17 protein-coding genes are annotated in these 20,264 nt (G+C 58.8%); 9 read left to right on the top strand and 8 right to left on the bottom strand.

What is annotated here, in order from left to right; translation table 11 throughout:
* Window positions 1–4: 4 nt before the first annotated feature.
* Complete coding sequence (treY, locus tag L6R44_RS03015; protein WP_237423209.1) at window positions 5–2,473, bottom strand: malto-oligosyltrehalose synthase; 2,469 nt, start codon at window positions 2,471–2,473, stop codon at window positions 5–7.
* Complete coding sequence (treZ, locus tag L6R44_RS03010) at window positions 2,470–4,257, bottom strand: malto-oligosyltrehalose trehalohydrolase (protein WP_237423208.1); 1,788 nt, start codon at window positions 4,255–4,257, stop codon at window positions 2,470–2,472. Before treZ ends, treY begins: the two co-directional genes overlap by 4 nt.
* Before the next feature lie 132 nt (window positions 4,258–4,389).
* Here treZ and L6R44_RS03005 point away from each other — a divergent pair, with 132 nt between their 5' ends.
* From L6R44_RS03005 to L6R44_RS02995, 3 genes are all read left to right on the top strand, one after another.
* The gene (locus tag L6R44_RS03005) at window positions 4,390–4,917 is read left to right on the top strand and encodes a GNAT family N-acetyltransferase (RefSeq protein ID WP_237423207.1); all 528 of its coding nucleotides are present in this window, start codon (window positions 4,390–4,392) and stop codon (window positions 4,915–4,917) included.
* Between the two features lie 86 nt (window positions 4,918–5,003).
* Window positions 5,004–5,753: a 5'-nucleotidase, lipoprotein e(P4) family gene (locus L6R44_RS03000; RefSeq protein WP_272930017.1), complete on the top strand. Its 750-nt coding sequence runs from the start codon at window positions 5,004–5,006 to the stop codon at window positions 5,751–5,753.
* 141 nt (window positions 5,754–5,894) lie between these two features.
* Window positions 5,895–6,881 carry an MBL fold metallo-hydrolase gene (locus tag L6R44_RS02995; RefSeq protein WP_237423205.1) on the top strand — a complete coding sequence of 329 codons (987 nt, stop codon included), beginning with the start codon at window positions 5,895–5,897 and terminating at the stop codon, window positions 6,879–6,881.
* Between the two features lie 13 nt (window positions 6,882–6,894).
* Here L6R44_RS02995 and L6R44_RS02990 read toward each other — a convergent pair whose 3' ends face one another.
* Window positions 6,895–7,779 carry a LysR substrate-binding domain-containing protein gene (locus L6R44_RS02990; RefSeq protein WP_237423204.1) on the bottom strand — a complete coding sequence of 295 codons (885 nt, stop codon included), beginning with the start codon at window positions 7,777–7,779 and terminating at the stop codon, window positions 6,895–6,897.
* Between the two features lie 111 nt (window positions 7,780–7,890).
* Between L6R44_RS02990 and L6R44_RS02985 the strand changes: the two genes are divergently transcribed.
* Window positions 7,891–9,381, top strand: a complete 1,491-nt coding sequence (locus tag L6R44_RS02985) for a UbiD family decarboxylase (protein ID WP_237423203.1) — start codon at window positions 7,891–7,893, stop codon at window positions 9,379–9,381.
* 24 nt (window positions 9,382–9,405) lie between these two features.
* Here L6R44_RS02985 and L6R44_RS02980 read toward each other — a convergent pair whose 3' ends face one another.
* From L6R44_RS02980 to opgC, 5 genes are read right to left on the bottom strand one after another with little or no spacing between them, the layout of a single operon-like run.
* Window positions 9,406–9,831, bottom strand: a complete 426-nt coding sequence (locus L6R44_RS02980) for an ATP-binding protein (protein WP_237423202.1) — start codon at window positions 9,829–9,831, stop codon at window positions 9,406–9,408.
* Window positions 9,832–10,170, bottom strand: coding sequence for an STAS domain-containing protein (locus tag L6R44_RS02975; RefSeq protein ID WP_077064018.1), 339 nt, complete (start codon window positions 10,168–10,170; stop codon window positions 9,832–9,834).
* Window positions 10,160–11,374, bottom strand: a complete 1,215-nt coding sequence (locus L6R44_RS02970; protein WP_237423201.1) for a PP2C family protein-serine/threonine phosphatase — start codon at window positions 11,372–11,374, stop codon at window positions 10,160–10,162. The genes L6R44_RS02975 and L6R44_RS02970 overlap by 11 nt, the downstream gene beginning before the upstream one ends.
* Before the next feature lie 9 nt (window positions 11,375–11,383).
* Window positions 11,384–12,268, bottom strand: coding sequence for a hypothetical protein (locus L6R44_RS02965; protein WP_237423200.1), 885 nt, complete (start codon window positions 12,266–12,268; stop codon window positions 11,384–11,386).
* An 11-nt stretch (window positions 12,269–12,279) separates the two neighbouring features.
* The gene (gene opgC / locus L6R44_RS02960; RefSeq protein WP_237423199.1) at window positions 12,280–13,497 is read right to left on the bottom strand and encodes an OpgC domain-containing protein; all 1,218 of its coding nucleotides are present in this window, start codon (window positions 13,495–13,497) and stop codon (window positions 12,280–12,282) included.
* A gap of 280 nt (window positions 13,498–13,777) precedes the next feature.
* Here opgC and L6R44_RS02955 point away from each other — a divergent pair, with 280 nt between their 5' ends.
* Genes L6R44_RS02955 through L6R44_RS02935 form a run of 5 tightly spaced genes read left to right on the top strand, consistent with a single transcriptional unit; the run spans window position 13,778 to window position 20,256 of the window.
* Window positions 13,778–15,595, top strand: coding sequence for a glycosyltransferase family 2 protein (locus tag L6R44_RS02955; protein WP_237423198.1), 1,818 nt, complete (start codon window positions 13,778–13,780; stop codon window positions 15,593–15,595).
* The gene (locus tag L6R44_RS02950; RefSeq protein ID WP_237423197.1) at window positions 15,592–16,911 is read left to right on the top strand and encodes a DUF3131 domain-containing protein; all 1,320 of its coding nucleotides are present in this window, start codon (window positions 15,592–15,594) and stop codon (window positions 16,909–16,911) included. Before L6R44_RS02955 ends, L6R44_RS02950 begins: the two co-directional genes overlap by 4 nt.
* Complete coding sequence (locus tag L6R44_RS02945; protein ID WP_237423196.1) at window positions 16,908–18,455, top strand: DUF3131 domain-containing protein; 1,548 nt, start codon at window positions 16,908–16,910, stop codon at window positions 18,453–18,455. The genes L6R44_RS02950 and L6R44_RS02945 overlap by 4 nt, the downstream gene beginning before the upstream one ends.
* Complete coding sequence (locus tag L6R44_RS02940; protein ID WP_237423195.1) at window positions 18,440–19,834, top strand: DUF3131 domain-containing protein; 1,395 nt, start codon at window positions 18,440–18,442, stop codon at window positions 19,832–19,834. The genes L6R44_RS02945 and L6R44_RS02940 overlap by 16 nt, the downstream gene beginning before the upstream one ends.
* Window positions 19,831–20,256 carry a hypothetical protein gene (locus tag L6R44_RS02935; protein WP_032640641.1) on the top strand — a complete coding sequence of 142 codons (426 nt, stop codon included), beginning with the start codon at window positions 19,831–19,833 and terminating at the stop codon, window positions 20,254–20,256. The genes L6R44_RS02940 and L6R44_RS02935 overlap by 4 nt, the downstream gene beginning before the upstream one ends.
* Window positions 20,257–20,264 lie beyond the last annotated feature (8 nt).

The following is a 20,264-nucleotide window of genomic DNA, read 5'->3' as shown; positions in this document are numbered from 1 at the left end:
ACGATTATTCGCAGGTAAGCAGAACCAGTACAGATCCCTTTTCTGACGTTAAATCCAGCGTCTTTTGCAGCATGCGGCTTTCGCCGCTGAACAGATCCCGATAGCGTTTTCCGGCCAGTTCGTCGGGTAACGCGACCGTGGTATTGACCCACAGCTGATGATTGTCGGTAACGTCAAAAACCAGACGCGACACGGCAACGATCAGCGCCTCGTCGTCCTTAACGCGCGCATAGACAATCAGATTCTCCTCGCGATCGCCGGTGACCTTAAGCGGCAGCCAGTCGCCGTAGCGGAACAGCGCGTCGTAGTGCGGCCGAAGCCGCAGGAGCGTGGCGGTAACAAACTGTTTGACGCTTCCGTCTCGCCAGCATGCCGGGCTGTCAAACACCCCGGCATCCGCCGCGCTGAGGTTTTGTACCAGCGCGTCGAAGTCCGGCTCGCGTCGGTTGTCCGGGTCGACCAGGCTGAAGTTAAGCGCCTCGCTGCCCTGGTAGATATCCGGCACGCCGGGGGCCGTCAGCTTGATCGTCGTCTGGCTCAGGCTGTTCATCAGCCCGGCGCGAATGAAGGGCTGCATCGCCTCGCTGAAGTCGTGCAGGAACAGGCTATTGTCGGGCGAAAGCAGGTGCCGCGCGTAGCTCAGCACCACGCTCTCATAGCTCTCGTTGCTGTCGATCCAGTCGGTGCGCTGTTTCGCCTCGCGCAGGGCTTTTTCGAGGAAGCCGATAAAACGCTCGGCAAGCGATTTCAGCCCGTCGGCGTCGTCCGGCGACAGCGTGGCGGGCCAGACGCCCGCCAGCGCCTGGTAGATCATCCAGGTATCGGCGGCGTTCGGCGCGGTACCGTCATTGAGAAAACGCACCTGGGTCTGGTTCATCTGCCGCCAGCGGGCAAGATTTTCGCCCCACCGTTCCGGGGCTTCCGTCAGGGCGTAGAGGCGCGCCCGAGCGTCTTCCCCGCGCTTGGTATCGTGCGTGGAGGTGCCCAGCAGCGCATCGGGCTGACGGGCCAGACGAATGCGCATCTCCTGATGAAAGCGGGATAATGAAAACGCGCGCGGGGTCGGGTCGGCGCCCACTTCATTGAGCGCCAGCTCGAGGTTGTGGCGAAAGAACAGCGTGTCTTCAACGGACTTCGCCATCAGCGGCCCGGTCAGCTGCTGGAAGCGGGTTCTGAACAGCGCGGCGGACTCGCGGCACGCTTCCGGCAGGTCGCCGGTAAGAATGCGCACGATCAGGCTCAGCGCCGCTTCGGAGGTTTCCACGCCGGCGACCACGCGGCTAAGCAGCGCCACGTCCGGCGGGGTTAATCCCTCCCGGGTGCCGTAGGTGCGGTACACCGGAAAGGCGATAAGCAGCTCGCGCAGCGCGTGGCGGATATCGTCGCGCGGCAGCGCAACCTCATTGCGGCGGGCCAGATCGTCGGCAAGGTTCAGCAGCGTGGTGAACTCGCCTTCAAAGTTGCGATCGACCATCAGGCCTTTGGCATCGCGCAGTTCGGCGTGGCGATCGACCGTGACGCCCAGCGTCTCGTCGTGAACGGCCTCCAGGCGCGGCAGGTTCGCGTCGTCGACCAGCACTTCCGCCAGCGAGGCGATAAACTCGTAGCCGGTGGTCCCGGAAATCGGCCACCCGGCGGGGAGCTGCTCCCCTTTGGCGAGGATCTTTTCGACCGTGATATAGCAGTCGGGTCCGGTTTTCTCCCGCAGATGCTGCAGATAGCCCAGCGGATCCGCCAGGCCGTCAACATGGTCGATGCGCAGGCCGTCCACCGCGCCCGCGCGGACCAGCTCAAGGATCAGGCGGTGCGTATCGTCAAAAACCGCGTCATCTTCAACCCGAACGCCCACCAGCCCGGTGATCTCGAAGAAGCGCCGCCACGAGAGCTGCTTTGGCGCTTCCCGCCAGGACATCAGCCGCCAGCTTTGGGCCTCGTGCAGCTCGGCAATGCTTTTATACTCGCTGTACGTCCCGGGGTTGAGCGGATACTCGGCATCATAGTAAACCAGCGCGGCCTTTTTAGTGACAGGGTCACGTTTTAGCGTAATGGCTCCCTTCTCCAGCTCCGCCTCAAAGGTGTCGCCGAGGAACGGCAGCGTCAGCGGGCGCGACCCGTCGATGTCGAAATAGCGAAAATAGCGGCTCTGCTGTCCGTACTCAATTACGTCCCGCCACCAGGGGTTTTCCAGCGAGGTGGACATGTGGTTCGGGACAATGTCCAGAATCAGCCCCATACCGGCCTGCTTAAGCGCCGTGGCCATGCGGTCGAAACCCTCTCGTCCGCCGATAGCGGGGTCGATTTCATTCGGGTTGGTCACGTCATAGCCGTGAGTGGAACCTGCCGTGGCGGTAAACACGGGCGACGCGTAGAGATGACTGATACCGAGATCCTTCAGATACGGCACCAGCGCCGCAGCGCGGTCAAAGGTCATGCCGTTACGGAACTGAATACGGTACGTGGCGAAAGGGATCATAACGATGCTTCTCCATCAGCAAAGCGAACGACAATACCGTTCGGAGGTAAAACGTCAGTGACCTCATGCGAGGCGAAACGCGTCTCCCCCGGAAGAGCGGGCAGCGCGACGGGCTTGATGCCGATATTGAGCGCCAGAGAGAGCGTCCCCGACGGGAAGCGCCAGCTCACCGCCACCATGCCGGGCGCGGTCTGAATCACCTTGCCCTCCACGTGGCCGCCAGGATGGAGAAGCGGCACGATATAGCGATGGCGCAGCGTCAGCAGGTGGCGCGTGTAGCGCAGCCACGTTTTACCCTCGTCGGTGGCAATTTTATTCCAGTCAATCTTTGAGCGGCTAAACGTGTTCACGTCGTTCGGATCCGGGACGGTTTCATCGTGACCGGCGTGGCCGGTAAACTCCTTCGCGCGCCCTTCCCGCACCGCCCTGGCCAGTTCGCCGTGAAAGTCGGTGAAGAACAGGAACGGGTGCGTTTCACCGTACTCCTCGCCCATAAACAGCAGCGGGATATGGGGGGAAAGCAGCAGCGCGGCCAGCAGCACCCGCGTCCTGTCGGCACCCGCGAGGGTGATAAGCCGCTCGCCCTGGGCGCGGTTCCCAATCTGATCGTGGTTTTGAATAAAGTCGACGAAGAACTGGGGGGGCTGCGTGCGGCACGCCACCCCGCGGGATTCGCCGGTTTGCAAAGAGACCTCGCCCTGGTAGACAAACCCTTCCGCCAGCGCCCGGGCAAACTTTTTCTCCGGCTCGAAGGCAAAATCCTGGTAGTAGGCGTGCGTCTCGCCGGTGGCAAAAACGTGCGCGGCGTTGTGAAAGTCATCATTCCACTCGCCGGTGAACAGCGGCGCGTTGCCATGCGCATCACGGGGATGCAGGAAAATCACGTTGCGGCTGTCTTCCGTGGTCAGGTGAACGTGTCGGTGAGGAATAGCCTCGCGGATGCGGGTGGCAATCTCTTCGAGAATATGCGTCTCCGAGCCGTCTTTAATCTGGTCGATGGCATCAAAGCGCAAGCCGTCCAGGCGGTATTCCGTCAGCCAGTAGAGCGGCGCGTCGGTGATGTACTGCCTCACCGGCTCGCGCTCGTAGGCAATGCCGTTGCCCCAGGGCGTCATCCGCTCCGCGTCGAAAAACGCGGGCGACAGCAGCGGCAGGTAGTTTCCTTCCGGCCCAAAGTGGTTGAGCACGATATCCAGCACCACGGAAAGCCCCAGCCCGTGCGCGGCGTCGATCAACGCGTGGAAATCCTCCGGCGTGCCGTAGGCAGCGTGCGGAGCATACAGCAGCACGCCGTCGTAGCCCCAGCCGCGGGAACCGCCAAACTGGGAGACGGGCATGACCTCGATCTGGGTAATGCCCAGTTCTGCCAGATAAGGCAGTTTTTCTATGGCCGCCCGGAAGGTGCCCTCCGGAGTAAAGGTGCCGATATGCAGCTCGTAAATGACCGTCTCTTCCCAGGGGCGCCCCGCCCAGTCCCGGTTGACCGGCGGGTAACGGCGGGGATCGATCACGATAGAGGGGCCGTTAACGTCCCCCTTTTGCGCGCGCGATGCCGGGTCGGGTATCGCCATGCCGTTCTTCAGGACCAGCTGATACTCTGTGCCGTGCGTAACGCCGGATACGTCTGCCTGAAACCAGCCGTTGCCCGCTGCCGTCATCGGCACGTCGGCGCTGTTCAGACGTAGCGTAAGTTCTTCCTGTCCTTCTGCCCAGACGCGAAAACGTACAACGTCATCGGAAATAAACTCAGCGCCCCACCGCTTTTGAAATGTCCTGAATTCCATTCATTGTCCTCGAATGACCCACGTTTTACGCGGAACGAAGTACAAGCTTAGTTCAGGATTAAAAGTGTGTTAGCCCGGCGAACTTAACCGCTTCGTCTATTCTTTATGAATTAACTCACTACAGGGAAATTTATGCAGATTCGAAAAGGATTAAATACCGACCTCGCACGTCTTGAATGCTATGACTTTTCTTTCACCGTTAACCACATTGCGCGAGAGCCCTTTATCCACTGTGATTTGCATATCGAATCCGTCGCCGAACCCTGGATAAAAATCTACGAGCTTGACATTCAAACCCTTGAAAATCACTGCGTTAATCCGGACGCCATATTTCTTGTCGCCGAAACGGATGACGGTGAAATAGCGGGATTTATTACCGCCTCGATCGGCTGGAATAAATTTATCTCGGTAGATTATATTGCCGTGGAGCGCACGAAGCGCAGAACCGGCGCCGCGCAAAAACTGATGGCCGCCGCACACGTGTGGGCCAGAAGCGTAAACGCGCCGGGACTGCGGCTGGAAACCCAAAATGTGAACGTCCCGGCCTGCCTGTTTTACCGTCGCTACGGATTCACCCTGGGCGGCTACGACCGTTATCTGTACAACGCCCTGCCGGAAAAAGACGAAGTCGCCCTGTTCTGGTATTACATGCTGGTGTAGCGACGCGGCCTTCATATTTCTGTCACTGAACTTCATTACGCTTTCGGGATTTTATCCACGGTGTTGAGGAAAGAAGTGTGAATTCAATGGCTAAGGCATTACTGCTGGCATTACCGGTTTTGAGTGCAGCGGCAGCGGCGACGGCCGCCGAGAGCGGCCTGTGTGAACCTAAAGCGTACGAAATGGCGCTGCGCTATCAGCAGAAATCGGCGGAAATCATGGCGCTTCAGCTGCAGACGTATCGGTTTGCCACCGAGCGTTTCAACGAAAAGTTAAAGGAGCTGAAAACGCCTGAAAATTACGCCGTGGTGATGGACCTGGATGAGACGGTGCTGGATAACACCCCGCTGCTGGTGCGCGACGTGGAGCAGTGTCACGACTATACAAAATGGGATACCTGGAGCGACTGGGAAAAACAGGGAAAACCCGGCCTCATCCCGGGCGCGAAGGCGTTTCTTGACCATGTGAATCAAAGCAAGGTGCGGATCTACTATGTCTCGGATCGTATGCAGGAGAATAAAGCCGACACGCTGAAGACGCTAAACGCCCTCGGCCTGCCGCAGGTATCCGACGAGAGCGTCCTGCTGGATACGGTCAGCAAGGAAGAGCGTCGTCAGAGTATTCTCAAAAAGCAGCAGATCGTGATGCTGTTTGGCGACAGCCTGCCGGATTTCGCCGTGCAGTTTAAAAACAAAAAGCCGAGCGAGCAGCAGCGCGAGCTGGTTGAAGCCAGCGCGGAACACTTCGGCAACGACTGGATTGTGCTGCCTAACGCCGCGTATGGCGCCTGGTCTAAAGCCACGCCGGACGGCTGGAACGCACCGCTGAAAAAATAACGCCTTACGGGCCGGGCCAGGCTTCACCGCCGCCCGGCTGTCGCGTTGAGCTATTCAGCGTGTTTACAGGTCCTATCATTTCTGGGCAGGTTCTTATACTTTTACGGAACAGTAAGATGAGCACGTTCAAAGGAGACTCGTATGCTTACCGTAAAAAAACTTGCTCTGTCCACGCTGATTTCCAGCTCACTGCTTATTTACCCCGCGCTGCAGGCGTCGGCTGAAACGCCGCAGCACGTCGTGAAACAACCGGCGGGCGGATACCGCGTTCAGGTCGGTGACGTCATGGTCACCTCGTTTACGGACGGGACCGTCGCGCAGGACCTGCACAAGCTGCTGCGCCGGACAACGCCGCAAAACATCGATGCGCTGCTCGCGAAGAATTTCCAGACCAACCCGGCCGAGGTCTCGATCAACGCCTTTCTGATTGCGATGCCCGGACACAACATTCTGGTGGATACCGGTTCAGGCCAGCTCTTCGGTCCTGATGCGGGCGGACGCCTGGTTGAAAGCCTCGCCACGCAGGGGATTAAGCCCGAGGACATTACTGAAGTCCTGCTGACCCACGCACACTCCGATCACGCGGGCGGTCTGGTAAAAGACGGCAAGGTGGTGTTCAGCAACGCGCGCGTATTCGTTGGCAAACCCGACGTCGACTTTTTCTTTAACGACGACAATCAAAAGAAAACCGGCTACGGCAAGAACTACTTTGACGTCGCGCAGAAGACCTTAAAGCCCTATCTGGACGCCGGCAAAGTGGTGCCGTTTAGCGGCACGGCTGAGATCCTCCCGGGGCTGACCGGCACGGTTCATCCCGGCCATACGCCGGGTTCAGCCTTCTACACGCTCACAAGCAAGGGCGAGAAGATCACCTTCGTCGGCGACATCATTCACGCCGCGGCGGTCCAGTTCCCGCAGCCCGACGTAACCATCACCTACGATGAAGATCAGAACAAAGCGGCGGGCGTGCGCGAACGGGCGTTTGCGGACTTTGTGAAAAACAGAGACCTGATTGCCGCGCCCCATCTGCCGTTCCCGGGTATCGGCTATGTCACCAAAGGCGAAAACGGCGGCTACGCCTGGGTCCCCGTCACCTATACCAACCGGGACGCCAGCAGCGCGAAATAAGCGGATGGCGGCGTCAGGCGCGATCGAGGGTAGTCAGAAATTTTTTAAGCACTTCTGAGCGAATAATCCGGTGGCAAATCAGCGTCAGCTCGCTTTCCCGAAGCCGGTCGAGGATGTCCACGTAAACGACATTCTCGACGCTCACCGCCTTTGCCGAGGCGGGCAGCAGCGCCAGGCCAAACCCTGCCGACACCAGGCTTATCACCGTGGGCACGTCGGTCGCATTCTGCACCACGTCAGGCTGAAATCCCGCCCCGCTGCAGGCGTCGTAGAAATACTGCTCCAGCCCCATGCCTTCCGGATCGCGCAGGGAGATCCATTTTTCATCTTTCACCGACGACAGCGTCAGCGCGGCGGACCCGGCCAGAGGGTGCTGACGATACAGCGCCAGCACCGTTTTCTCGCGGGTGAACGGGCGGCTTTGCAGATCCTCCGGCAGCGACGGCAGCGGCGCGCGGATGATGGCCACGTCCAGCTGGTTGCTCTGCACGGCGGCGTAGAGCATTTGCACGTTTCCGGTCATCAGCGACATGGTAATGGCCGGCCAGCGCGTATGCATCTGGCGCAATACGGCGGGCAACCTGCCGTCGAACATCGCGCTCGATACGCACCCCAGGTTTAACACCCCCTGCTCGCCCCTTGCCGTTTGCCTGGCGTCCAGCACCGCCTGCTCGGTTAACGAGATGGCGAGCCTGGCTTTCACCAGAAACGCTTCGCCCGCGGGCGTCAGGGTCAGGCGGCGGTTGGCCCGGCTGAAAAGCGTGACGCCTAAACGTTCTTCCAGGGCCTTTACCTGCTGGCTCAGCGCCGGTTGCGCCATGTTCAGGCGCTCGGCGGCCCGGTGCATGTGGAGCTCTTCGGCCACGACGATGAAGTGGCGCATCTGACGAAACTGCACGCGACGCCTCCTTTTTGATATGAATTTACTTATCAATTTAGCAGTAATGATGCAATTGATGCTATCGGTCTTTGCCATAAAAATGGAGGCATTCAACCGTGGGAGGAAAATATGGAACATAAGATTAACGATCTCCGCAGCGCCATCGCCTTACTGCAGCGTCACGAAGGGCAATATCTTGAAACCCATCATCCGGTCGATCCTAATGCAGAGCTGGCGGGGGTTTACCGCCACATCGGCGCGGGCGGTACGGTCAAACGCCCGACCCGCATCGGCCCGGCCATGATGTTCAACAGCGTGAAGGGCTATCCGGACTCGCGCATTCTGGTGGGCATGCACGCCAGCCGCGAGCGCGCGGCGCTCCTGTTAGGCTGCGAGCCCTCTGAACTGGCAAAACACGTCGGCCAGGCGGTGAAAAAGCCGGTAGCGCCGGTGGTGGTTCCGGCCTCGCAGGCGCCCTGCCAGGAGCAGGTTTTCTACGCTGACGATCCTGACTTCGACCTGCGCAAGCTGCTTCCGGCACCGACCAACACGCCGATTGATGCAGGCCCGTTCTTCTGCCTGGGGCTGGTGCTGGCAAGCGACCCGGAGGACAGCTCGCTGACGGACGTCACCATACACCGCCTCTGCGTTCAGGAGCGCGACGAGCTTTCCATGTTCCTTGCCGCCGGTCGCCATATCGAAGTCTTCCGCAAAAAAGCGGAAGCGGCCGGAAAACCGCTGCCGGTGACGATCAACATGGGGCTCGATCCTGCCATCTATATCGGCGCGTGCTTCGAGGCCCCCACTACGCCGTTTGGCTACAACGAGCTGGGCGTCGCCGGGGCGCTGCGCCAGCAGCCGGTCGAGCTGGTACAGGGCGTGGCGGTTAAAGAGAAAGCGATCGCGCGCGCCGAAATCATTATCGAAGGTGAACTGCTCCCTAACGTGCGCGTAAGAGAAGATCAGCACACCAATACCGGCCACGCGATGCCGGAGTTCCCGGGCTACTGCGGCGAGGCGAACCCGTCTCTGCCGGTGATCAAGGTGAAAGCCGTGACCATGCGACACCGCGCGATCCTGCAAACGCTGGTGGGACCGGGGGAAGAACATACCACCCTGGCCGGCTTGCCGACCGAGGCCAGCATCCGCAACGCCGTTGAGGAGGCGATCCCGGGCTTCCTGCAAAACGTCTACGCCCATACCGCGGGCGGCGGCAAGTTTCTCGGGATATTGCAGGTGAAAAAGCGCCAGCCGTCAGATGAAGGGCGTCAGGGCCAGGCGGCGCTGATTGCCTTAGCCACCTATTCGGAGCTGAAGAACATCATTCTTGTCGACGAAGACGTGGATATTTTCGACAGCGACGACATCCTGTGGGCGATGACCACCCGCATGCAGGGCGATGTCAGCATCACCAATCTTCCGGGGATCCGCGGCCACCAGCTCGATCCGTCCCAGTCGCCGGACTACAGCAACTCGATTCGCGGCAACGGCATCTCCTGCAAGACCATCTTCGATTGCACGGTGCCGTGGGCGCTGAAGGACCGCTTCGAGCGCGCCCCGTTTATGGAGGTGGACCCGACACCGTGGGCGCCGGAGCTGTTTGCCGACAACACAAAATAAAATCACGCGCGTATGGCCTGCGGGTCATACGCTGATTTTCTTCTCAAGCGTGGCAATATTTTCCCCCGCCACGCGTTCCACGGTGAAACGATCGACGCTCAGCAAAATGAGCATCAGCCCCCTGCCGCTCTCCAGCAGCGGCGACATTTCACAGAAACGGTCTCGCCTGGCGGCCTCAAGCCGCTCCAGCGGGAAGGCGTCACCCGCGTCGGTAAAAATAACGCAGGCATCGTTGCCGCGAATGTCGAAACGTACGCTAAAGAGGCGCGAGCTATCCTCGTGCAGCGCGTAGCGGATGATATTCGTCGCCGTTTCACAGACGGCGAGATCGAAGGCGAAACGCCACTCGTCGTCTACGGCAAGCGCGCCCAGCCGCTCTCCCAGCCAGGTGGCAAGCGGCGTCAGGGAATCGATCGCCGCCGGAAATTCAGCACGATCCAGCCTCGGCATCTACGGCCCCAGCTGCGCAAGCGCGCTGCTTTTATCCGGGTAGATGCGGAATATGCGATCCATTCGGGTCAGGGTGAACATATTCATGATCCCCGGGTTCAGGGCGCACAGCGCCATTTCGCCTTTGCCGTTCATCAGCTTAAACAACGATACCAGCATACCCAGCCCGCTGCTGTCGATGAAATCCACTTTGCTAAAGTCGACGATTAAGGCTTTACGATCGCTGCCAATCTCTTCAGCTACAGAGGCCTTAAACGCGGCGGCAACAGAGGCGTCCAGCCGCCGGATCGCGGGCGTAAGAATGTTGACGTGCGGTAGCCTTTCAGTATTAACAATCATTTTGTTCTCCCTGACGCTCGATCACTAACAGTGAAACGTCATCGGTTAAGGCGGTCGGTTCATCACGATTCGCGTTGCGCCAGCCGGTCAGGTGATTACCGAACCGCGGCAGAAGTTCATCAAGCGGCAGCCGGGCATGTTGCTGAAGCCAGCGTTCAAGACGCTGCGGGCCAAACTGCTCTCCCCCGACGTTCTCGCACTCCGTGATACCGTCGCTGAATATGCATAAGCGTTCCCCTGGATTGAGGGTAAACGTGACGTCGTCCCAGCTCAGGTCCGGGATCAGCCCGACCGGCGGTCCGCCATCGCCCACGGACGTGACGGCACGCGCCGCGTTCACAATAAGGGGGGTAGGATGGCCGGCCTGGCACAACACCCCCTGACCGCTGGCTGGATCGATCACCCCGTAGATGATGGTGAAATAGCTGGTAATGTCGCTCTCTTCGCTGCAGAAGCGGCTGTTCAGTATTCTGACGACCTCGGCAGGCGACTGAATCCCCCCCTCTTCGGTAAACAAAAAACGATCCACCACTCTGCCGTGCAGGAACTGACGCGCCACCGCCAGGGACATCATCGCCGCCCCCACGCCGTGGCCGGACACATCCACGCAGTAAAACCCCAGATGCGAGTCAAGAGCAAAAATATTGAAAACATCACCCGCGACCCACGCTGAGGGTAAAAAAAGCCAGTCGGAAAAATAGTCGCCGAAGCGTAAGCGGTGCGAAGGCAGCACCGAGTGCTGAACGCGCGCCGCCAGCTCAAGATCCTTTTCAATCTGGCGTAACGCTTCACTCAGACGCTTGTTGTGCGCCGCAAGGGTCGCCTCCAGCGTGAGAATGCGTACCCCGGCGTGCAGTCGCGCCCGCAGCTCGTCCTGCTCGACGGGCTTATTTAAAAATTCATCGGCTCCGGCGTCAAACCCCCGCGCCAAATCGCCCGAATTCTCACGCGCCGTCAGCAGAATGACGTACACGTAGTGACCCCATTCCCGACTACGGATCGCCTTGCAGAGGGCAAGGCCGTCCATTTCAGGCATTTCCCAGTCGCTGATTACCATGCTGACGGGCTGGCTGGACAATATCTCCAGCGCGGCGACGCCATTTTCCGCTTCGCTCACGGTGTAGCCCCACTGGATAAGCATTCGAGAGAGTAAGCGACGATAAATCAAAGAATCTTCAACGATTAATACGTGCAGCGCCGACATGTATCCCTCCTAGATGGGTAAGAACCAGATGAGGCTCACGGTCCCTTCCCTGAATTTTGCATTCCCGCTGCCATGACCCGGGTAGCGCGTCCCCGCATAGTTCGCATACTGGATGGAAAACGATCCCGGCGTGTAGCCCGCGTAGCCAAAGCTGTAGCTGTAATCGCCGTTCCAGGGCTGCTGCTGGCTGCTGTCCGGGAACCAGAACGCCGTTGCGCGAACGAAGAAATGTTGTTTGAAGGTATAGCCGCAGCCGCCGAGCATAACGTTTTTATTTTTGCGGATGTCATCGCTGCTGAGATCGTAGTAGCGCGGAACCCAGCTGTATCCGACCTGGCAAATGATGGAATCCCCTTTATTAATCAGGAGCGTGTTTTCAACCGGCTTGGGCAAGGAAAACTTATAGGCCAGCGTGAACGCGCCCTGTTCGAAGTAGGTGTGTCTCCGGCTGCCCGACGTCCAGAAGTGGTTTTCGCCGTAGTTGCCGTAAACCAGGCTCACCGTATTGGCATGCCAGTCGTCATAGCCGAAACTGTAGCGAAAGTCCGCGGTGTAGCGGTTGGTATCTCTGATCGGCAAGCGAGAGGTTATGTTGGCAAACCAGAAGCTGTAGGGGGAATACTGCAGGCTAAGATTGAGCGTCTGGTTGAGCGTGTTCTTCTGCGCGGCGCCGTCCGAGCTGTTAGGCACGCTCACCAGCTGCTCTTTCAGCCCTGAACTAAAGCTCAGGGCACCAGAAAATTGCTTTTCATTCCCCGAGAACAGCCGCCCCCAGCGGCTGGTAAAGACCCCAGCCTGAACCGGTTCGCCGTTCCGATCGCGCAGCGTGTCTGCCGCATCCGCCGCGGGTATCGCGGCGAGCAGGACGCCCGCCAGAAGCCATTTTTCGCGCATAGCCGCCATCCTTAGTTAGGTATCCAGCGTGCGGCAACGTTGTATCTTGCCATCAGCCACAACATGCCCAGCGCCGCCGCATGCACTAGCGTATTTTCTATCCAGGCATGACGCCATAAGTCGAAGGTGATGAACTGGCTCATCAGCAGCACGACGTACACATGCAGAATAAAGGTATAAAGCGAGTGCTGGCCAAGCGGGATCAGAAACCAGCCCAGCAGACGATTGAGCGGCACCCAGCAATACGTCAGCACCAGATAGACGGTGACCATCAGGGCGATATCGTTCAGCACCCGCACCGGGCCCAGCTCATTTTTTGCCGCCCAGGTGTGATAAAACGCATTGAAGCTGTCAGGCGAAATGACGTGAAGCAGCAGCGCGGGCGGCATAAACGGGTTGGTATGGTTCTGGGCAACAAACGCCAGACCGAGCGCCACTATCACCAGCGCAGCTACCACGGCTTTTCCTGGCGGAGTGCGGGCGAAAGAGATCAGTTCGGCTTTATACCAGCCGCTGGCCATGCCCAGCACGAAGATGAACTGCCATGCCAGCAGCGGAAAGGCGAATTCGAACTCCGACGGCGTGAGCCGCACCGGCCACTGCTGCCACAGGCCGTACGCCAGCAGCGACAGCCCCAGCAGCCACCAGACTTTACCCTTCTGCAGCATCCCCAAAAACAGGGGGCTGAATAACAGCAAAAAGATATACAGCCCCAGAATTTGCGTCTGATGCGGGCCAATCTGCAAATAGAGAATAATGTTGAACCAGGTCTCCTTTATTTGCGGCGTAACCGGATAAAGCGACCAGCTTTCACCCGAAAAGCGATCGGTAAAGTGGGTGACCTCGAAAAGATTAATATGCGGCACATAGCTCAGCAAAATAAACGACACTATGATAATGATATTTACGCGATATATTTTCCAGGCTCTGCGATATAGCCCCCAGGAGACCGTGAGCAATACCGCTTTTTGCAGGCGCGCGCGATTCAGCATGCCCAGCATAAAACCGGAAAGTATGACAAAACCCTCTGCACCGGTTGTTAACCCAAAACGCTCCCAGGAGAATATATTAAATATTGACATCACCTCGGTATGCGCCACCACCATCATGACGAGGGCAATGCCGCGCATAAAGTCGATTCTCAGGTCCCGAGCGCCCGCAACGGAGTAACGCCATGATATTGATTTAACTTCATCTTCTTGCGCTATCGACGGCGCAACATGGCTCATAGGATGTCCTTTACCTGGAAAAAGAAAACGACGTTATAAATAAAGTAGATAGCCTAAAGGAATAGTATCCGCAATTTATCGCAGGCAGAAGAAAACAATTAAGCTGAATTTAAAATTAATTAACTCCTACTAAATAACAGCAATAAACGTCGCTGGACACTTTTATTCGGCGTTCTACACTTACCTTAAATCTTGTTTAGTCGCTAAATTTTACTTTCGGGCCACTGCCTGCGCCGCAGAATGGGTCTGCATTTTTCACGGAATCAGGAACGCCGGAACTATGGATTTTTATTTTTCACGTTTTGAACAACGTCGACCTCCGGAACCGTTAAAAACACCGCGCTGGGTCATGATGACCTGGCAGGTGCTGGCGGTCGCGGCGCTTATTCTGGGCGCAAATTATATTTACTGGCGCTGGACCGCTTCCCTGAATACCGACGCGCTATGGTATGCCATACCGCTGGTCCTCGCCGAAACCCTGGCCTGGATAGGCACCGTGCTGTTTACCATCAACTTGTGGAAAGAACAGGATCCTCCCCAGAGCCCGCCGCCTGGCGAGATTAACGAATGCCTGGCACCTGACGAGGCCGTAGAGCCCCGTCCCGTTAAGGTGGATCTGTTCATTGCCACCTATTCGGAAGACACCGAGCTGGTCAGGCTGTCCATTCGCGACGCCCTGAAGATGGAATACCCGTTCCCGATTGACTATCGCATCCACGTGCTTGACGACGGTCGCCGACCGGAGATGAAAGCCGTTTGTGAAGAGGAAGGCGTTAACTATATCAGCCGTCAGACCAACATCGGCTTTAAGGCGGGCAACCTGCGCAACGGCCTTGAGCAAACCGACGGCGATTTTATTGTGATCTGCGACGCCGATACCCGCGTGTTTCCCACCCTGCTCAGCCATACGCTGGGCTATTTTCGCGATCCGGATGTCGCCTGGGTGCAGACGCCGCAGTGGTTTTTCGACCTTCCGGAAGGGGAAAATCTGTCGCGCTGGGGGCAGCGAAAAGCCGGAAAAGTGGGCTACGGCCTGGGCTGGCTGATTCAGAAATTTGTCGGACCGGTCACCGTTGGCCGCGACCCGTTTTTTAACGATCCGCGCATGTTCTATGACGTGATCCTGCGGCGGCGCAACTGGGCCAACGCGGCATTCTGCTGCGGCGCGGCGTCCATCCACCGTCGCGAGGCGGTCATGCAGGCCGCGCTGCGCAGCTACGTCTGGTCCGTCGAAGAGGAGATCCATCGCCATACCCGCGACATCCGCGATGACGAAACGCGCGAAGCGCTGCAGGAGGCGATGCGCCCGCACGTGGCGTTTGACACCGAGCTCACCCCCTACAAATTCCACGTCTCCGAAGATATCTACACCTCGGTGCTGCTGCACGGTGACGCCGCCCGGCGCTGGCGCTCGGTCATGCATCCGCGCGTTGAGTCGAAGATGCTCTCGCCGCAGGATATGCTGACCTGGATGATCCAGCGCTTTAAGTATGCCGCCGGTTCGCTGGATATTTTGTTCCATGACAATATCTTCAGCCGTAGCCGCTTCAGGCTTTCGCTTCCCCAGACGCTGATGTATGCCACCACCTTCTGGTCCTATATGGCCTGCGTGTGGAACACGGTATTTTTGATCTCGCCCATTATCTATCTGTTCACCGGCATTCCGCCGGTCTCCGCCTGGTCGACGCCGTTCTATCTCCATTTTCTGCCGTTTTTTATCGTCTCGGAGCTGGCCTTTATGTTCGGGACCTGGGGGATTTCGGCCTGGGACGGCAGAGCCTCTTACCTCTCCTTCTTTTCCATGAACCTGCGCGCGCTCGATACGGTGCTGCGGGGCGAGCAGATCAAATTTCACGTCACGCCAAAAGAGCGGCAGACGGGCCGTTTTCTCTACCTGGTGAAGCCGCAGATTGCCATCGTGGTGCTCACCCTCGCAGGGCTTATCTGGGGAGGGATTCAGGTAGCGCGCGGTCAGGTGGACGATCCTTCCGGCTACGTCATCAATATTTTCTGGGGTGGGGTGAACATCGCCGCCATGCTTCCCCTGATTTTTGCGGCCATGTGGACGCCCGCTGAAGAGGACGAGGTCACCCCATGAGGATACGTGATGCCCTGCTGCCCGCGCGCAGTTACCTCACCATTTTGCTCGGGTTTCTGCTCGGCTTTGCCGTGGTGGTCTGGGTTGAAAAACAGATGCCCACCCGCGTGGAAAGCAGCGGCGGCATCGCGCTCAGTAAAGACTTCCCGCCGCTGCCCGCGAAGCGCGCGCTGACCTATGACGAAGCCATCTGGGCGCGGGTCGCCTGGCAATACTACGTGAATAATACCCAGCCGAACGGCCTGGCGAACGCCAGCGACGGCGAGCCCTGGCTGAGCCTCTGGAGCGTGGGTAGCTACCTGTTTGCGACCGCTGCTGCAGAGCAGCTCAACATTATTTCCGCCGATGAATTCGACGAGAGGATCGGCACCGCCCTGTTCACGCTCGGGCAACTGCCGCTCAACGAGCAGAGCCTTCCCGCCGCGTATTACCATGCGGATACCCTGAAGATCCTCGGGAAACCCGACGCCTCGGCAATCGGGCTGAGCCGCCTGCTGACGGCGCTTCAGACCCTGCTATGGCGCTATCCTCAGCACGCGGCGGCTATCCACGATCTGATTAGCCTCTGGAACATCGGCGCGCTGATAGAAAATAACGACCAAAGCCAGGCGGCCGTGCCGCTCCACCACTGGGCGCTGACCGCTGACGAACAGCGGGACAGCTTTGGCTACCGCCTCTACGCCAGCCATACGCTGCGCCTGATTGACAGCGCGGCGGGCCTTGCGGTCACCAATCCGCCGGAAGGGCAAAAGATGATCGATCTGGACGGCGTGATGGTGCCCGATGAAGGGCTACGCACGCCCTGGGGAAAGCAAACCTCCCTCATCAGTCTCCCCTATCTGTTAACCGGCCTTGAGCTGGGCTTTGATGCGAAGAGCGCTGAAATTGCATGGCGAATTATGCAGATCCAGCAGCGGCGCCATAGCCTGCGTACCCCAAAACCGCCGGTCAGCACGGATTATGCCGAACCGGCGCCGGATTACGTCAACGATCTGCCGAACAGGCAGCCGGTTCAGGCGCGCAACCTGCGCGACGAGGTGCCGGAGAAAGTGGCGATTACCTCCACCCGCACCGCGTTTGCCTGGTATGCCCTGTTCCGCAACAGCTGGAGCGAAGCGCTGCGCCAGCAGGTTCTGGCCCTTCAGGTGCCGGGTAAGGGCTGGCAGCGCGGGTTAAATCTCAACAACAGCGTCAACGCCGTCGTGGACGCCGATACCAATGCCATCGTGCTGGAAAGTTTGTCTTACATCGCGCATGGTCAGATGCTCTGTCTGGCCTGCCTCTACACTTCCCCCTCAGCAGGAGCAACGCCATGAAGCCACGATCCCCGATCCTTTTCCACCTGCTCACGGGAATAACGATCTGCTGGCTGGCCTTATCGACCGTGCGTGCGGATACCGAGCTCCCTGCATCAGGTTACTCCCCGCGCAGCGGCGAGCTGACGGCCCGAGAGATGACCATCGCGAAAAACGCCTGGCAGTATTTCGTTGCCAACTATCAGCCCACGACGGGCCTGGTGAATGCGGTCAATAAATATCCCTCCACCACCATGTGGGACAGTGCCTCCTATCTGGCCGCCCTGACGGCGGCGCGCGAGCTGGGGATCATTGATAAAGCGGAATTCGATCGCCGGATGCTGAAATTTCTCGCCACGTTAAACACCTTGGTACTGTTCCGCAACGAGCTGCCCAACAAGGCCTATAACACCATCAGCGGCCAGAAGGTGGACTACACCAACAAGCCCGGCGAAATTGGCTTCTCGGCGCTGGACATCGGGAGGATGCTGGTCTGGCTGAAAATCATCAAAGAGCGCTATCCGGAGTATGGCAACAGCGTGGATAACGTGGTGCTCGGCTGGGATTTCAGCCATGCGATCGACCCCTGCGGCACGCTGTATGGGGCCTATCTGGAGAACGGCCAGCCGAAATATGTTCAGGAAGGTCGGCTGGGCTATGAAGAGTACGGCGCGGCCGGTTTCCAGCTGTGGGGGTTTAATACCTGTAAAGCCAGCCGTCCGCAGCCTTACGAGCTGGCCGAAATCTACTGCGTGCTGGTCCCGTACGATACGCGCGATCCGCGCAACACGTCGCAGCATAACTACGTGGTGACGGAATCCTACCTGCTCTACGGGCTGGAGTTTGGCTTTGATAAGCCGACCGACCGGGACAACGCCCCGCGCGACTACTCTCTGACGTGGATGAAAAACTTTGCCGACCGCGTTTATCAGGCGCAGGAGAACCGCTATACCATTACCGGTGTTCTCACCGCGCGCTCCGAGCACCAGCTCGATAAAGCCCCGTACTTCGTATATGACACCGTCTTCAGCGACGGATACAACTGGAACACCATTACCGATAAGGGCCAGTTTGTTCCTAACGCTGCCGCGATATCGCTGAAGGCGGCGCTGGGCATGTGGGTGCTGTGGAACTCCCCTTATACCGACCGCCTGCTGAATACCATTGAGAATGCCAACGAAGAGGGAAAAGGCTACTACGAAGGGCTGTATGAAAACGGTGACGGCCCGATCAAAGAGTTCACGGCGAACAATAACGGCATCATGCTGGAGGCCCTGCTGTTCAAAAAAGAGGGAAAACTGCTGGCCTTCAACACCGACAACCCGAAGAGCAAGGATTTTGCCCCGTCTTTGTGGGATCAAAAGCTGCTCGATCAGTTTGAAGAGAACAACGCACAGCGCAACCGCCCGTTCCTGAGCAGCACGCCGTCGGTAAAAAGCTGGTGCGACCGAACCGGCGTCACGCAGCGCACCCAACCCGCCTGTCAGGCCTGTCAGTGCGCGTCATGCAGCGCGGACGAGCCCGTTAAACTGCCTCCGGTGACCGCGCAATGCTTAAAACCATAGCCAGAGGGCTCGCGGGATTACTCCTCGCAGGCGCGACCGTCTTTGCTCTGTTTGGCCATCAGGGAGCAGGCTGGCGCTGGCTCATCAACGGCGGCTGGCATTCCAGCGCGCGTATCTCAGCCCTGACGCCGGAAGAGCAGGCGTGGGCGGCTACCGCCTGGCGCTATTTCGCCAATAATACCCAGCCGCAAACCGGGCTGGTCAACGGAAGCGACAAACAGCCCCGCGTCACGCTCTGGCAAATGGGCGATACGCTTATCGCCCTGCTGGCGGCAAAAGAGCTGGGGCTGATTGATGACGCCGAGTATGACGCTCGCTTAACCCGTATCATGGGCACCCTTAACCGCCTGATGCTGACCGATGCCAAGACGCCGGGCCGACTCTATTCCAGCCAGACGGGGGCGTCGGTCGACTTTAGCGGCACCCCTGCCCATACTGGCTGGTCCGCGCGCGACATGGCGCGCCTGATGCTCGCCCTGCGCCTCACCGCGGAGCGGGAGCCGCAGTACAGCGAATACCTGGATAAAATTATCCTGCGCTGGAATTTCTGCCCGGTCATCGACAGCGAGGGCGAACTGTGGTCATCGTCCCTGCAAAACGGCCAGCCGGTTGTACGGGAAGAGCTGCGTCTGGGCGAGAGCGAATATGCCGCGACGGGGTTCCAGCTGTGGGGGTTTTCTCCCGATAAGGCGTTCACGCCCCCGGCGCGCCACGTCATCATCGCCCAGCGACGTCTGGCCGTGGACGCGCGGGATCCGCGCACCACGTGGCAGCCCTCTTTGATTACCACCCTTCCCTATATGCTGCCGGGCCTGGAGTTTGGCTGGGAGCCCGACGGCGTGGGGGCCGACCTGCAAAAGCGGCTGCGCAAGCAGGCCGAAAACGTCTGGCTGAGCCAGAAGACCCGCTGGGAGACCGATAAAATCCTGACGGCAAGGGCTGATTTCACGCTCTCACAGGCACCCTGGCATATTCAGGATGCCGTCTGGGGAAATGGCTATGCCTGGAACGCGGTCGGCGACGATGGCCGGGACTACACCCGTTTCTCGCAGGTATCGACCAAGGCGGTTTTTGCCCTCTGGGCGCTATGGGACACCCCGTACACCGACGTGCTGATGTCGGTGACAAAGCATCTTAACGACCCGCAGAAAGGCTGGTACGAAGGCCGCCTTGAAGCCACGGGCGATACCAACGCTGCGTTAACCCTGTCCACCAACGCCACGGTTCTGGAAGCTCTTTTCTTTAAACACAACGCCGGGCCTCTGTTTGACGTCCGTCGCGCGAAGAAAGAGAGCTACTTTTCACGCCGCCTGGCAGAGGAATACACGCCCATCGGGCACTGTCTGCCGGGCGAAAGCACCATAAGGAGGAGGCCGTGAAGTTCTATCGCGATCTGTTTGAATCCAGCCTGAACCGCGTCTTTCCTGATAATGAAAAAACCGCGTTTTTTCAGACGTTCTATGACGCCTTCGTCCATATGTCGCCCGAAACTGAAGCGCATTTTTCTCGCCTGCCGGAACGGGAAGGTCAGCAGACCCTGTTTAAAAGCTTCTTTGCCATGCTGGCGGTAGACGGCGCCCTGATCGTCCCTGATTTTCTTGAGCGCCTGGCGCGGGAGCAAAGCGATGACGGTCTTCATCTTCCCCCGCGCTTTTTTGCCCTGTGGCGAGAAGCCATGCTCAACGCGGTGAGCCTGCGCGATCCGCTCTGCGACGATGAGATCCTGACCGCCTGGGCGATGGCCATCGCGCCCGGTCTGGAATACCTGCGCCGACAGGCAGAACTGCATTACCGCGCGTAGGGAGAATC

This window comes from Enterobacter cloacae complex sp. ECC445, from assembly GCF_021892025.1.
Taxonomy (GTDB): domain Bacteria; phylum Pseudomonadota; class Gammaproteobacteria; order Enterobacterales; family Enterobacteriaceae; genus Enterobacter; species Enterobacter chengduensis.
The sequence above is the reverse complement of the archived record's forward strand: the minus strand, read 5'-3'. Positions and strand labels throughout refer to the sequence as shown.